Origin of the sequence: Microbacterium jejuense (assembly GCF_039544225.1) — a bacterium.
Lineage (GTDB): Bacteria > Actinomycetota > Actinomycetes > Actinomycetales > Microbacteriaceae > Microbacterium > Microbacterium jejuense.
Genome location: NZ_BAABLG010000005.1, coordinates 97,041 through 112,857 on the forward strand (window position 1 = coordinate 97,041; position 15,817 = coordinate 112,857).

The window sequence follows — 15,817 nt, forward strand, 5'->3', positions numbered from 1 at the left end:
AGGTATGGAACGTCGGAGGGGTCTTCTCGCGGGGCTGACCGCGGTGGTGCTCGCCGCCGCGACCGTGTTCGTCGGAGCAGTGCCGGCGGCGCTCGCTGAAGACACCGCGCTGTTCCAGATCGACAAGAGCGTCGTCGACCCCGGCCCGTACGCGCCCGGTGATCCGATCACCTACACGATCACCATCAACTGCTCGTCGACCAACCAGGGCGGCTGCGACAACACGCTGGTGACCGATTCCCTGCCCGACCCGCTCATCTTCGACCCCGACTTCTCACCGGCGGTCACGGTGCAGCTCGCGGCGGCGAGCGGTCAGCCCATCGGTGAATCCGATGTGCAGATCGATACCGCCGGCCAGAGCTTCACCGTCCGCGCCGCCACCGATCTCGATGCGACGCCGGCGACGTGGGCGGGCGGCAACAGCATGGTGATCACGGTGCACGCGAAAGTCGATCCGACCGCCGACGGCACCTGGGACGGCGCGACGGTGACCAACACGGCGAACGTCGACGCCGACAACGCTCCCGCTGCGAACGACACCGCCGATATCACGCTCGACGTGCAGACGACGCTGGTGCCCGGCCTCGTCAAGTCCGTCACTCCGACCACGACCCTGCCCGCTCTCCCCGGCCAGGCCGTGGACTGGACGCTGGCGCCGAGCAACCAGTCGAACCAGAACGTCGACACCATCGTCGTGCAGGATCCGATCGACCCGCCGGCCGACTTCGGCGGATATCTGGACGTCACGGGCTTCGACATCGTGGCTCCGCCCGGAACGACGGCCACGACGACCGAGTACTACGTCGACGGTGATTGGACCGAGACCGAGCCGGACCCGATCAGCGAGGCGGGCGGCATCCGCGTCACTTTCACCGGCACCTTCGCGCCCGGGGCGAGCGGATCCGTCGTCGTGCACACGGTCACCAACGACACGGTGACGACGATCCCCGACGGCCAGGACGTGACCGTCACGAACGACGCGGAGACCACCGTCGCCAAGGGTGACGACACGAGCGACCCCGTCCCCGACGATGCGTCGATCACCATCGCGCAGCGCAAGCCCGACGTCACGATCACGAAGGGTTTCGCCGACAACTCGCTCGTCAGCGGCCAGAGCACCACGGCGACCATCACCTCGACGGTCGGCGAGCAGAACGTGCAGACGATGACGATCACCGAGCCGACGGCCGGCACCTCGACGTTCAGTGATCAGGGCCTCACGTTCAACGGATTCGGAGACGGCGTCGCATGGCCGGTCGCGGCGAAATCGGCGACGATTACCTATACATACAGTGACTGCGACGACAGCACGGAGACGACCGAGACGCCCGACACGCTGCCCGATCCCACTGCGGGCTGCACCGTCGAGGGCTTCACCGTCGTGTTCGCGGCCGATGGCGACGACATCGTGTCCGGCGCCTACGCGACGCTCCCGATGGACGTCACGGCGAACGCGACCGAGACCGCCGTCTCGAGCACGAACGCCGTCGACACCGAGGTCGAGAACACCAATGGCCAGACCGGCGTCGACGACGACGAGGCGCCGTTCACGATCGACCCGCTGACGCTCGACACGACGGTCACGAAGTCGATCACCCCCGACACGATCTGGGGTGCGCCCGGCACGACCTCGAACGTCACCCTCACCGGCAACGTCACGCCCGAGTCCAACACCGGATCCGACAAGCTCGTCATCTCGGACCCCCAGTTCCCCGGCGTGCAGACGGAGTTCTGGAACAACTTCACCGCGACCGAGATCAACAACACCGACGTTCCCGAGTGCACGACGCTGACCGTCCGCTACTGGTCGAAGTCTCAGGGCGACTGGGTGGATCTGACCACCGTGACCGGACCGCAGACCCTGTGGTCGTACGACATCCCGGCCGAGGTCGTGCCCGATGTCGGCGGCATCCAGCTCGAATACGATCCGCTCGATGCCGAAGGCTGCCCCGATCAGCTGGCGCCCGGGTTCACCGTCGCCACCAACATCGGAGTCGAGCTCACGACCGAGCAGGACGAACCGGTCACCTTCACGAACTTCGCCGAATCGCTCGTCGACAACCCCGACGCCGGCGGTGAGAAGACGGACGACACCTCGGCCGACATCGACGTGAACCCGATCGACGGCGGCGGCACCGGGGTGGACTTCCTCGACAAGCAGTGGCTCGAAGACACGGTTCCCGCCCAGACCCAGGACGTCCGCACCGTCCGCCTGCTGTGGTCCACCGACGGCCTCAACATCTCGCAGATGACGCTCACCGACATCTCTGAGACCGAGAACCCGACCGACACCGCCGCGTCCGTCTTCGACGCATGGGATCTCGTGCGCATCGACCCGGTCACGACGGCGACCGATCCGCTCATCTCGAACGCCGTGATCACCGAAGTGTCGCTGTATTCAGAGGATGCCGACGACTGGGTCGACATCACCGACGAGGCGTGCGCCGTCGCCTCCGACTGCGACGGCCAGTTCGCCGGATACACGCTGACCGACGACGAAGCCGCCGACACCCTGTCGGTGCGGTTCGTACTGACCGAGAAGGTCGCCGGCGCCGGCATCGGCTCGTCGTACGACCGTCGTCCCTTCGACCTGGACTTCCGCCTGCGCGACACGCTGCGCAGCGACCCGTCGCAGTGGGTGCTGGGCAACTTCCACCCGTACACCTACAACACCGACCAGGCGGGCCTCGTCGACAACACCGCGAGTGCCCACGGTGTCAACGAGGCCACCGGCGTCGACAGCACCGATGTGGCCGACGACACGATCCTCATCGTCGACGAGCCGATCAACGCCGAACTGACGAAGGAGTTCGACCAGGACCAGCTCGGTCTGCCCGACCCGTCGCAGAACGTCGACCCCGACGACTATCCACTCATCAGTGGCACGATCGTGGCGACCAACAAGTCGGCCGCGCGCGTCTCGGGCATGGTGATCGACGATCCCACGCCGGGTGAGGCGCTCGCCGACACCGCCTTCGACACGCTCAACCTGTATGACATCGACGGGTTCCGGCTACCGGCCGATACGTCGGCCGACGACGTCACCGTCACGCTCTCGCGCAGCGGCGTCACCTCGACGTACGACTACGGCGAGGCGCTCGATCTCGAGCCCGACGACCTGCGCGACGTCACCGGATTCGAAGTCGCCTTCCGTTCACCCGACGGCAGTGCGCTGATCCAATCCGGCGCTGAGGGCGGCGTCACCCTCACCTGGCAGCTGCGCGACACGCTCCGGTCCGATCCGGCCACGCCGGTCACGGTGACCCCCACCGGCGAGAGCATCGAGAACAACGCTCACACGCAGCTCGAGAGCCCCGTGCTCGACGACTGCGCCGACAACCAGTGCGGCACGGGCGCGGCAGACGCGAGCGACGACTTCGTGATCGTCGCGGCGAACTACGACATCACGACGACGAAAGAGATCACGCCCGACCAGATCTACGAGGACGAGTCGAAGAGCTACATCACCCACCTGGGCGGTCGCCCCGACGGCACGGCTCGCGCGGTGTCGTTCACGCTGACCGACACCACCGACACGTTCTGGAACACGATGGACTTCACGGGCGCGCAGATCAACGTGCCTGCCCCGGTCAACAACGTCGCGATGGACGTGCTCGTCGGCACGACGTTCACGAGCGCCGACGGCGAGCTCACCGAGACCTGTGGCGGCGCACCGATCGACGAGGACTCGGCGTGCTGGGTGAACGGCGAGTGGGTGGATGCCACACCCGGCCAGATCACCACGTTCGACCTTCCCTCTGGCGTGACCGATGCGGGCGACGTGGTGGGCGTGCGGTTCCGCGCGCAGCAGGTCGACGAGAACGGCAACGTGCTGCAGTGGGAGCGCCCGTACAACCCGCAGCTCACCTACGACCTGACCACGATGCGTCGCGACACGCTGCGCAGCGACCCCGGCGTCGAGGTGTCGACCACGCGTCCCGACCTGCAGCCGAACCCGGGCGAGACCGAGCTCGGCGTCATCAGCAATGAGGTGCAGGCGACGAGCACCGGTCAGTTCGGCCAGCAGTCCTTCACCGTCACCAAGCCCGCGGACGACTCGACGATCGTGTTGCACCGTGAGAACAAGGTGCAGATCACGAAGACCCGAGGGTCGTCACAGTTCGTGAGCGCACCCGGACCGATCCAGTACGTCATCAAGGTGACGAACACGGGCGACTGGAACATGACCGGGTTCACCCTGGTCGACCAGATCGACACCGACGACGAGGGCTCGCTGCTCGTCGAGCCCACCCCGCCGTCGTATGTCTTCACGCTGACCGGCGACGGAGCTCCCAGCGAGGATCCCGGGTTCTCGGCATCCCTCGATCCCGACTCCGGACTGCTGACGATCACTCCGCCGGACGGCTTCGTCTTCAACGCGGGATGGACGCTGACGGTCAACGCCTCGTTGAACTTCCGCGCTGACGTGGGGCCCGACACCGTGGTGGGCAACACCGCAACGGTGTCGTCTGATCGTCTGTTCGAAACCTGTCAGGGCACGACGCTGGCGGACGACGGCGGTGCGGATCTCGTCGACAAGGCTCCCGAGACGGAGGCCGACGACTGCTCGGCCGACACCGCCGTCACCCCGCTGGCCTCGGCCACCATCGCCGCGAAGAAGTACGTGAAGGGTGATGACGCCGGTGACCCGAACGTGCCCGGCGACGACGACCTGGGTGTGCTGAACGTCACCGGCGACGGCACCGCTTGTGATCCGAGCCAGCCGGGGGTCGTGAACGACGGCTTCTACTCGTACCCGTGTGCGCCGATCACGCGTCCGGGTGGCACCGAGAGCTGGCGCATCGACTTCAGCAACACCGGCAACACGAACGCCCGCGTGATCGCCGCGGTCGACACGCTGCCGACCGTGGGCGACCAGGGCGTCATCGTGCCCGGCGATCGCGGGTCGCAGTTCCCGGTGACGGTTGCAGGAACGATCTCGGCGAACTTCGCCGAGCTGACCGCGGGCGAGCAGGCGACGTACGGCATCTACATCTCGACCGTCCAGTTGAGCCAGGCGTGCAACACGAACGCCATCGAGGTGTGGACGAAGGGCGTCGCGCCGGACGCGAACTGTCCGTTCGACTGGCAACTCGTCGACGCCACCACGCCGCTGTCGACGCTGCAGACGGCGCGTTCGGTGATGTTCGCGCTCAGTTACGAGAACCCCGACGAACAGGTGCCGGCGCCGGGCCTGGAACCGGGTGAGACGCTGCGCGTCACGTACGAGACGATCACGCCCTACGTGCTCCCTGCGAATTCTGCGGTGGGCGACGGCCTGCCCATCGCGTGGAACTCGTTCGCGACGGCCTCGCTCTCGAGCGCGACCGACACGCAGCAGGAGCGCCCTTCCCTCATCACCGAGCCGCAGAAGGTGGGTGTCGCCGCCGCGACGGGGCAGCTGCAGCTGTCCAAGACGGTGGAGGCCCCTGACTACGCCGTCGACGTCGACTTGCCCGACAGCTACCCGATGCTCGTCACGTGTGAATCCGGCGGTGAGGAAGCGGTGCTGCTGCACGCCGACGGCAGCGATGCGAGTCGTCCCTCGGTGCCCGCTGACGGTGAGCCGTTGATCTACGACAGCACCACCGGACCGGTGAACCTGCCGCTCTTCTCGACGTGCACCGTGGTGGAGGATCCTGTCGATCCGGGGGTCGTGGTCACCGTCGATCCCGAGGACGGCGTGATCGCCGATCGCGACTTCACCGACAACACGAGCGTGTGGGACCCGTACGCAGGAGACATCGAATCCGCCTCGTTCCAGATCACGAACGAGTACTTCGCCGGCGGTTTCACCGTCGAGAAGTCGGTCGACAACGGCGGCGCCGAGAACCAGGCAGGCGACGACATCGTCTACGACCGTACCTACACGTTCGACGCGAGCTGCGAATACCTCGGCCAAGAGACGATCCCCGAAACCGACCTGACGTTCACGCTGCAGGACGGTGAGTCCAAGACGTTCTCCGACATCCCCGCCGGCGCGACGTGCACCGTCGAAGAGCAGGATGCCGGCGGCGCAGCGAGCACGAACATCACGATCACCGAGGGTGACGGCGAACCGGTGACGGTGGAGGAGCCGGTCGAGTTCACGATCCTCCCGTACGCCGAAGGGTCGACCACCGCGCTGACCACGGTCGCGTTCGAGAACGTGTACACCGTGGGCTCGGTGAAGGTCGTCAAGTCGATCGTCGATCCGGGCGGCTGGGCGACGGCTCCGTTCACGGTCGAGATGACCTGCACGATCGACGGCGCGACACCCGATCCGGTGTATCAGAACACGCACACGCTGACGCCGCCGGACGACCTGGAGTGGACGGTCGACAACCTTCCCACCGGTGCGACGTGCACCGTGACCGAGCCTGACAAGGGTGGTGCCAACGACTCCACGACGAGCGTCACCGTCACGGTCGGCGACGACCCGACCGTCCCGGTCGAGGCCGACATCACCAACACGTTCACAGTCGGCTCGCTGCAGGTGCAGAAGCAGCTCGACGGCGCTCCCGCGAACGCGCTCGACCCGGCGACCACCGACACCTACACCGTGAGCCTGGAGTGCACGCGCGAGGTCAACGGCGAGGACGTCGATGTCGCGATCCCCGGCGGCGCGACGCGCACCATCACCGGCGCCGGGACAGCGCTGTACGAGGGCCTGCCGACCGGCGCAGAGTGCACCGTGACCGAGACGGATCCCGGTTTCGCGACGGGCGACGTGCAGATCAGCCCGGATCAGCCGGTGACGATCGGCGACGGCGACACCCCCGTCATCGTCACCGTGACGAACGTATTCGAGAACGGCTCCGTCTCGGTCGAGAAGACGGTCGACGCGCCCGAGGGCTTCCCGGTGCCCGAGTCGTTCACGGCGACGGTGTCGTGCACCTGGCAGGGCGCTGACGTCCCGCTCGCGGACGACGGCGTCGTGACGATCGTTCCTGGAGAGGACCCCGTGGTGATCCCCGATGTGCCGGTCGGCTCGATCTGCACGGTCGAAGAGGAGGATGCCGGCCAGACCGGGACGACGGTCACCCCCGACTCGATCACCGTCACCGATGCTGACGAGACCTTCGCGCTCGACGTCGAGAACACGTACGAGTGGGCGTCGCTCGAGGTCGGCAAGCGCGTCATCTCGCAGGCCGGATCGGTGCCGACGCAGTTCGAGTTCCACGTCGTCTGCACCTTCCAGGGCGAGACGGTCGTCGACGAGACGTTCAACCTGGATGCGGACGAGACCGAGACGATCAGTCCGATCCCGGCGCGGTCGGAGTGCACGGTCACCGAGACCGATGACCGCGATGCGACCGCGACGATCACGCGGGCCGACATCCCCGGTGTGGACGGCGATCTCGCGCCGCAGATCGATCAGGCGACGCGGACCGTCGTGATCCCCGAACTGCAACCCGACAGCACGGCCGAAGTGAACACGGTGACCTACATCAACCTGTACGGGTCCACGGCCGTGGTCCTCACGAAGGAATTCGCGGGCGCCGGCGCCGAGCAGTTCGGCATGGACGAGACATTCGTTCTGGACTACTCCTGCACCTTCGAGGGCGAGACGATCATGGAAGGCCAGGTCGAGCTCAACGCCGCGAACGGCTGGACGACCGCTGTCACAGAGGTCGTCGTCGGCTCGGAGTGCACGGTGACCGAGGATGACCTGAACGGGGCGGACGCGGTCGTGATGACGCCGAACGACGGCGAAGACACGACGACCGCGACGCTGGTCATTCCGCCGGGCGGCGGCACGATCACCGTGACCGCGACCAACTGGTACCTCACCGGCTCGCTCGAGGTGACCAAGTCGTTCGCCGGCGACGGCGCCGAGCTGTACGGCACCGACGACTACATGCTGAACCTCTCGTGCGTGCGCGACGGCGAAGCGGTGGTCATCCCCGAGGGCGACGACCGCACGGTCGATGCCGATGCGCCCACCGCACTGTGGCAGAACCTGCCGACCGGCGCTGACTGCACGCTCACCGAACCGGATGCCGGAGGCGCGAATTCGACGGTCATCTACGATGCCGACGGCAACGTGGTCGCGGGCGACGGCGAGGGCTACACCTTCACGGTGACCACCGATCCGACGATCCTCAGCGAGGATGACCAGGCGCAGCCCGCGTTGACGGTCGAGAACACGTTCAACCTCGCGCAGGTGTCGGTGACCAAGACGGTCGCTCCCACGACCGCCACCGACATCAACGGAGACCCGGTCGAGTACGGACCGTTCGAGGTCGAGCTCGCGTGCACCTGGAACGGCGAAAGCGTGACCGCGGCCGAACCGATGACCCAGACGATCGCGGACGGCGAGACGGTGACGTGGAGGCAGCTGCCCGAGGGCGCGGACTGCACCATCACCGAGACCGACACGATGGATGCGCTGGCCACGACGGTGACGATCACCGAGGCCGGCGCCACCGGTGACCCGATGGCGGGAACGGTCGCCGAACTGCAGCCGCTGCCGAATGTGGACGCCGAGGATCAGACATCGGTCGCGCTCGTCAACGAGTACGGCGACCCGCCGATCACGGTGCGGAAGGTGGTCGACGGTGGTGCCGCCGCCGACTTCGCCGGCCGTTCGTTCACCTTCGACGTGCGCTGCGTGCTCATCGACGCGTCGCATCCCGCCCCGGGTCTGCTGCTGCGCGACGCGAGGTACGAGGTCGGCGGGCCGATCGGTCCGCTCGTGACGACCCTGCCGACGGGCGCCCAGTGCTCGATCACCGAGGTCGACACGGGCGGCGCCGATCAGACGACGATCACGATCGACGGCGTCCCGCTGACGGGCACCACCACCGTCGCGGTCATCGGCACTGTCGCCATGGACATCGTGGTGACGAACACGTTCAACCCACCGCTGCCGGCCACGGGCCTGGATGGTCGGGCGATGGTGCTGGCGCTGTCGGCAGGCTTCGCGATCCTCGCGGGTGGCGTGGCGCTGGTGTTCGTCGCGATGCGTCGCCGCCGACGCCTGGGCTGAGACGCACGACAGCGAGGAAGGGGATGCCGCGGGCCGCAGCATCCCCTTCCTGTGCGCGTGCGCGTGACGTCGGTCAGACGGCGAGCGGCCCGCGGGTGGCAGGGGCGAGAGGGTGATTCGCGCGACGTTCGCGGAAGCGGCCGATCTCGATGATGCCGACACCGAGGATGAGGAACATCGCGAGGATCGCCCCGATGTACATCACGGCTGAGCTGTAGCCGCCCGCCCCGTGCGGGTCGAGGAACGGGTACGGGTACCACCACGGCGCCGAGCCGTCGGGGTTTCCCACGAGTTCCCCGCGCACCATCGTGTAGGCGGTCCAGACGAGCGGGTAGCCGACGATCACAGCCAGCGACCACCACGGCAGACCGCGACGGCGCGGCGCCAGCAGCAGATCGAGCACGAAGTAGATCGGCAGCACGACGTGGAGTACCTCGACCGCGTACTGGTCCAGCAGGTGGATGCCGACGGTGTCGCCGAGCGCCACGGGCGATGGCAGCCCCCGCAGCAGGGCGTTGTACACGATGCCCAGCAGGAGCACGGGGCCGGTGACGGCGGCGAGGGCCAGGGCGATGCCGAGGGGCTCGCGCGACCAGCCCGGGTGCCGCAGATCCCACGATGCGGCGGTCAGCAGCACGATCGCGCTCAGCAGCGTCGAGACGATCGTGAAGAGACTGAAGTAGTTCGTCAGCACCGCGGCGAGCGATTCGCCCAGCCGTGCAGCGCGGTCCACATTGACGATGAAGCCGGCGACGACCCCCGACAAGCCGGCGATCGCTGCTGCGATCCGAAACCATGCCCAGCGCATTTCCCACCCCCAGAATTCTGGCGACATGCGGAGTGCATGCCGTTCTTCTCGAGGTCGAGGGTCCTCCCGGCAATACGAGATGGCGCGAAATATTGGCGCGCGAACGCCAGGAAACCGTGCGCCCAAGGGTGCAGATTGTGACAGATCTACAACGTGTCCGCCGTTTGGGGGACAGATGCTACAACACCACGATCCGCCGCGCGGCGACCCCACCACACGACGAGTGCGCCGACCGCGACGATCGCGATCGCGATGCCGATGACGTAGACGATCACCGACCCCCAGCCGCCGTCGTTGTTCGGGTTGAGGAACGGGTACGGGTACCAGAACGGCTCGCCGCTGACCGGGTTCGTGGTCAGTGGACCGCGCACCATCGTGTAGCCGACCCACACGATCGGGAACGCGACGATGGCCCACAGCGCACGCCACGGCAGGCGGCGGCGCAGGGGTCCGACGAAGACGTCGGCGAGCAGGAACAGCGGCCCGATCAGGTGCAGCACCTCATTGGACCACCACACCGGCTCGCTGCCCTGCGGCAGCACGACGCTGCGCAGCAGCAGGTTGTAGACGATGCCGGTGACGATCATGTACGTGCTGACGGAGGCCAGCGCGGTCGCCAGACCTGGGGGCTCGGCATCCCGGTCGCGCCTCTTCGTCCAGAACCAGATCGCCGCCCACGCCAGCACGATGGCGGCCGCGGCGTTGGAGAGGATCGTGAAGAAGCTGAGGAAGTTCGCGATCGTCGTGACGACGTCGCGTCCGAGCTCGAGGGCGGTGCCGATCGAGGCGGCGAGCTGCCGGACGACCGCGGCCGCGATCAGCAGCGACATCGCCGCGCGCGCACCGATCCAGACCCATGCCCCTGTCGCCGTCCGCATGCGGTCACCATAGACGACACGGACGCCGCGTGCTCACTCCCGCGCGGGGCGCCGAGCGCTCCCGCGCGGGAGGCGGATTCAGAGCGTCGTCTGCACCGTGCTCACCGTGCAGACGCCACCCTCGGTCGAGACCATCATGTCCCATTCGGTGGCCGCGTCACCGAGCACGGTGCGGACGACGACGTGGTTGTCGTGGGGAGAGGCCGCCAGGATGTATCGCTCGGTGGCAGCGGGCATGACGAAGTGGTCCGCGAGCGGTGATGGGTTGACCCAGGTGAGCCACCCCTCCAACGGGCTGCCGGCGGGCGCACGCAGTATGGCGACGACCCCGTTCGAGCCGAAGTCCTCGTTGCACCCGAGCACCATCGTGCCGGCCTCCGAGGGGTACTCGAATTTCGACCCGACACCCGCCGCCATTGTGGCGAGCAGGTGCTGCGTGGCGCCCGTGGCGTCGGCCCCCGCGGGCCCCTGCGGTCCCGCCGGCCCCTGCGGTCCCGTGGCGCCTTGCGGTCCCGCGGCGCCCTCAGGTCCTGCCGCGCCGAGCTGGTTCCAGGTCAGCGGTGCCTCCTGCAGGACCTTCAGCCCCGACGTCACGCATTGATTCGCTTTGCCGCTCGTTCCCATGTTCAGGATGCGGACGACCCCGGTCGTCGTGTTGACACACGCCGCGACCTCCCCGTTGTCCGCAGCCGTCGCCGTGGCCGCGCCGATGCCGAACACCAACAGCACCGCCAGCGTCCCCGCAGCGATGGTCGCCGCACGTCGCCTCGCCTCGATACGCATGATCGATCCCTTCTGTCGACTTTCGCAGAATCTAGATCGCGGTCGGCTGAGGGGCATCGGGCAAATGCCCCATCTTGCGAGCGGGAGCGCCTCGGCGCCCAGGGCTCCCGAGGGTTCGACGGAGCATCCCGATAGGATGGGGTGTAACCGTCAGATAACGGGGGAGTAGCCCATGCCAGGCATCGTGATCGTCGGAGTCCAGTGGGGAGACGAGGGCAAGGGCAAAGCCACTGACCTCCTCGGTGAGCGCACCGACTGGGTGGTCAAGTTCAACGGCGGCAACAACGCCGGTCACACTGTCGTGATCGGTGACGAGAAGTACGCCCTGCACCTGCTGCCTTCCGGCATCCTCTCCGACGGCGTGAACCCGGTGATCGGCAACGGCGTCGTCATCGACCTCGAGGTGCTGTTCGCCGAGCTCGGGGCCCTCAAGTCCCGCGGCGTCGACACCTCGCGGCTGAAGGTGAGCGCCAACGCGCACATCATCACGCAGTACCACCGCACGCTCGACAAGGTCACCGAGCGGTTCCTCGGCAAGCGCATGATCGGCACCACCGGCCGCGGCATCGGCCCCGCGTACGCCGACAAGATCAACCGCGTCGGGATCCGGGTGCAGGACCTCTTCGACGAGAACATCCTGCGCCAGAAGGTCGAGGGGGCGCTTGACCAGAAGAACCACCTGCTGGTCAAGGTGTTCAACCGTCGTGCGATCACCTGCGATGAGATCGTCGACGACCTGCTGTCGTACGCCGACAGGCTGCGGCCCATGGTCACCGACACCGCGCTGCTGCTGAACGAGGCGCTCGACGCCGGCGACGTCGTGGTGTTCGAGGGCGGCCAGGCGACGATGCTCGACGTCGACCACGGCACCTACCCGTTCGTCACGTCGTCCTCGGCGACGGCGGGCGGCGCGGCGACGGGCTCGGGCGTCGGGCCGAACCGCCTCGACCGCATCGTCGGCATCGTCAAGGCCTACACGACGCGTGTCGGCTCGGGACCGTTCCCGACCGAGCTGTTCGACGAGAACGGCGACTTCCTGCGCTCGCGCGGCTTCGAGTTCGGCACGACGACGGGCCGTCCGCGCCGCGTCGGCTGGTACGACGCGCCCATCACGCGGTACGCGACGCGCATCAACGGCATCACCGACCTCGTGCTCACCAAGCTCGACATCCTCACCGGCCTCGACCGGATCCCGGTCTGCGTCGCCTACGACGTCGACGGCCGCCGCTTCGACGAGGTTCCGGTGAACCAGTCCGACTTCCACCACGCCAAGCCGATCCTGGAGTACTTCCCTGGCTGGAAGCAGGACATCTCGGGCGCCCGCACCTTCGAGGACCTCCCCGTCGAGGCGCAGGAGTACGTTCTCGCACTCGAGGCGATGAGCGGCACCCGCATCTCGGTGATCGGCGTGGGCCCCGCGCGCGACGCGGTCATCGTGCGACACGACCTCGTCGACTGACGTGAAGTTCTGGCTGGGCGGCTACACCGCCGATATGGGCGGCAACGCGACCGGAATCGGGATGCTGCTCGCCGGCGCCGCCGACGAGGCCTCGGCGGGTGGCGCGCTGGCGTTCGCCGGCGAGATCGCCGCAGCCGAGTCGCCGTCGTGGGTGGCTGCGCACCCGGGGTCCGCGAGCCTGGCGAAGGGCGACGTCGTGTACGCCGCGCTCGAGCACCGCCAGGTCGTGCAGGCGTTCCGGCGCACCGGCGAGACCTCGTTCGCGCCGCTGGGCGAGCCGGTCGCGGCGGGCGAGGCGGTGTGCCACGTCGCCGTGGCCCCCGACGGCGGTTCGCTGATCGCGAGCTGCTGGGGCGACGGCCGTGTGGTGCGGATGACGCTGGATGCCGCGGGCCGGCCCTCGGCGCCGGTCCTGGCCTCGCCGGCCGTGGATCCGTACGGTCCCGACGCCGCTCCGGCCGAGCCGGGTGATCTCGACCTGGCGGCGGCCGCACGCGCCCTGCGCGAGGCGGCGGGCGAGGAGTACGCGCACCTGGTGCCCGACCATGACGAGCCAGCGGTTGCCGCGGGGGACGCAGCATCCACCCGCCCCTCTCGCGCGCATGAATCCGTGTTCCTGCCGGGCGGTCTGATCGCGACCACCGATCTGGGCTACGACCTCGTGCGGTTCTGGCGCGCCGGAACGAGCGGGCTGCGGCAGGTGCAGCAGGTCGCGCTGCCGAAGGGCAGCGGTCCGCGGCACATGGTGTGGCATCCGAGCGGGCACCTGTATGTGGTGACCGAGCTGTCGTGCGAGCTGTTCGTGCTCGCCTCCGCCGCTGACGGCACGTGGAGCGTCGTGGGCGGGACGCCGCTCGGCGCCGGGACCCTCCCGGGCGACAGCGCGGCGGAGCTTGCGGCGTCGCACGACGGCGAGTTCCTGTACGCCGGGGTGCGCGGCAGCAACACCCTCGCGACGCTGCGCGTTCGCGGCGCCGGCGAATCGGTCGCGCCCGTGGCGCTCGTGGACGCGGGAGTGGACTGGCCGCGACATCACGTCGTGGTGCGCGACACCCTGCTCGTCGCCGGCCAGCTGTCGGACGAGATCGCCTCGCTCGTCCTCGACCTGCGCACCGGGGTGCCCGGTCGTGTGCGGCATCGCACCCCCGCCCCGTCGCCCACGTGCCTGCTGCCGGTGCGCTGATCCACAGCCGTCGGGCGGCCCCGCGCGGCCTTGTTAGCCTGGTCCGTGGACGAAAGGCGGCGATGAGCGGGAACACGACGCTGAGCGGTGCCGCTCGCAACCGTCTGTTCGCGTTCAACGGCACCGCGTGGATCGTGGGTCTCGTGGTGATCGTGATCATCGCCGTCGCGCTGATCTCGGACGCCGTCGCCGTCGACGGATCCTCTGGCTCCTCCGACTACGGGTACGAGCCGTGGCTCAACCCCGATCCGCCCGTCGCCACCGACGAGGGAGACGGGATCTACAGCGGCGTGGACGGCTCGGTGATCCGGCTCGCGGGCCTCGACCCGGCGCAGCCGCTGCTGGTCAGCGAGCTCGACGGCACGTATGTCGGCAGGGTGTACGTCACCGGACCGGGCGGCGAGATCCTCACGCCCGGCGAGTACGGCGACGCCCCCGAGTTCGACTCCTACTCGGGCGACGGGCAGTGGGTCCTCGTGCCGCAGGCCGAGGTCGAGCTGTGGGTCGACGGGTTCAGCGACGAGCGGTTCCGGCTCCAGATCACGATGCCCGAGGTCGAACAGCGCTCCGGCGTCGTCAGCGGAGTCGGCCCCACCGCCTTCTTCCTCGACGGGGGCGCCACCACGGCGCGCGTGAGCATGCGCGGCGACGGGCGGCTCACGATCGAGACGGTCACCGTGGCCGGCGTCACCGAGATCTTCACCTCGGGCGACGCCACCGACCAGTCGATCGCGTGGGCCGATGCCGATCCGGTGCTGTTCCGCATCGACGCGTGGGAGGACACCCCGTGGACCATCGACTTCCCGGTGCCTCCGGCAGAGTCTGAGCACAAGCCCGCGGCCACGCCCACCGACGGCGCGCCGACGCCGGCCGCCACCGAGGGGACGACGCCCTGATGAACGGTCTCGAACGCATCCGCCGCTTCTCGATGGTGACGTGGATCCTCGGCAGCATCGTCGTCGCGGTGATCGCGTTCCTGGTGTTCCCGCAGATCGCGCTGAACCCGCGCACCGGCGAGATCCAGGTGGGCGATGAGCTCGGCGACGATCCGCGTCCCTGGCAGATCGCCGACCCGCAGGAGTACGAGGTCGTCGACGGCGAACTGCACGGCACCGCGGCGGGCGGGTTCCTGCGCCTGCCGGCCGGTTCGCCGATGATCCAGCTCGCCGGCGGTCCCGGCGTCGAGAATGCAGACTGGGTCGACATCTACCAGCAGCAGGGCACCCAGACCGACATCGAGGCCGACGACTGGGAGTACCCCGGCTACATCGGCTCGCTGCATCCCGATGCCGAGGTGCTCGTGCTGGCCTCGGCCGACGAGGACGGCCTGCTGTGGTTCCGCGAGTCCGAGGCCGATTGGACCGTGACCGTGACCGAGCCCGAGGTCACGCCGATGGGCGAGTCCGCCTCCGGCACCGGCAACGCCGTGCTGATGTACGAGGGCGACGCGCTGAGCGGGCGCTTCGAGCACACCGGCACCGGCGTGTTCCTCGTCGCCGCCGTCACGGTCGGCGACTGGGAGAGCCTGGTGAACGAGGTCGACGAGGTGGACGAGCGGGTGTCGTGGAAGCCGACCGACCGCGTCGTGTTCCAGGTGCAGGCCGACACCGGCGACGGCAGCTGGACCATCACCCTCGACACCCCGGCGGGCACCGCCCCTGAGCCCACGACGACCGGCGATCCGCCGGGCGACGCGGCACCGGAGCCGACACCGTGACCGCACGCATCCATTCGA

General features: G+C 68.5%; 8 protein-coding genes. 5 read left to right on the forward strand and 3 right to left on the reverse strand.

The window, feature by feature from the left end:
• Nucleotides 1–4: 4 nt before the first annotated feature.
• Nucleotides 5–8,971, forward strand: coding sequence for a DUF5979 domain-containing protein (locus tag ABEA46_RS10155; protein ID WP_345544417.1), 8,967 nt, complete (start codon nt 5–7; stop codon nt 8,969–8,971).
• A gap of 73 nt (nt 8,972–9,044) precedes the next feature.
• Here the strand turns inward: ABEA46_RS10155 and ABEA46_RS10160 are convergent, their stop codons facing one another.
• The 3 genes from ABEA46_RS10160 to ABEA46_RS10170 all read right to left on the reverse strand — a co-directional run bounded on the left by ABEA46_RS10160 (nt 9,045) and on the right by ABEA46_RS10170 (nt 11,440).
• Nucleotides 9,045–9,737, reverse strand: coding sequence for a Pr6Pr family membrane protein (locus ABEA46_RS10160; RefSeq protein WP_345544418.1), 693 nt, complete (start codon nt 9,735–9,737; stop codon nt 9,045–9,047).
• Between the two features lie 188 nt (nt 9,738–9,925).
• Nucleotides 9,926–10,657: a Pr6Pr family membrane protein gene (locus ABEA46_RS10165; protein WP_345544419.1), complete on the reverse strand. Its 732-nt coding sequence runs from the start codon at nt 10,655–10,657 to the stop codon at nt 9,926–9,928.
• A gap of 78 nt (nt 10,658–10,735) precedes the next feature.
• Complete coding sequence (locus tag ABEA46_RS10170) at nt 10,736–11,440, reverse strand: hypothetical protein (protein ID WP_345544421.1); 705 nt, start codon at nt 11,438–11,440, stop codon at nt 10,736–10,738.
• A gap of 172 nt (nt 11,441–11,612) precedes the next feature.
• Between ABEA46_RS10170 and ABEA46_RS10175 the strand changes: the two genes are divergently transcribed.
• The 4 genes from ABEA46_RS10175 (at nt 11,613) to ABEA46_RS10190 (ending at nt 15,799) form a co-directional block, all read left to right on the forward strand.
• Complete coding sequence (locus tag ABEA46_RS10175; RefSeq protein WP_345544423.1) at nt 11,613–12,899, forward strand: adenylosuccinate synthase; 1,287 nt, start codon at nt 11,613–11,615, stop codon at nt 12,897–12,899.
• A 1-nt stretch (nt 12,900) separates the two neighbouring features.
• Nucleotides 12,901–14,082 carry a lactonase family protein gene (locus ABEA46_RS10180; protein WP_345544425.1) on the forward strand — a complete coding sequence of 394 codons (1,182 nt, stop codon included), beginning with the start codon at nt 12,901–12,903 and terminating at the stop codon, nt 14,080–14,082.
• A gap of 62 nt (nt 14,083–14,144) precedes the next feature.
• On the forward strand, nt 14,145–14,978 hold the full coding sequence (locus tag ABEA46_RS10185; protein ID WP_345544427.1) for a hypothetical protein: 834 nt from the start codon (nt 14,145–14,147) through the stop codon (nt 14,976–14,978).
• The gene (locus ABEA46_RS10190) at nt 14,978–15,799 is read left to right on the forward strand and encodes a hypothetical protein (RefSeq protein WP_345544429.1); all 822 of its coding nucleotides are present in this window, start codon (nt 14,978–14,980) and stop codon (nt 15,797–15,799) included. The genes ABEA46_RS10185 and ABEA46_RS10190 overlap by 1 nt, the downstream gene beginning before the upstream one ends.
• Nucleotides 15,800–15,817: the final 18 nt, after the last annotated feature.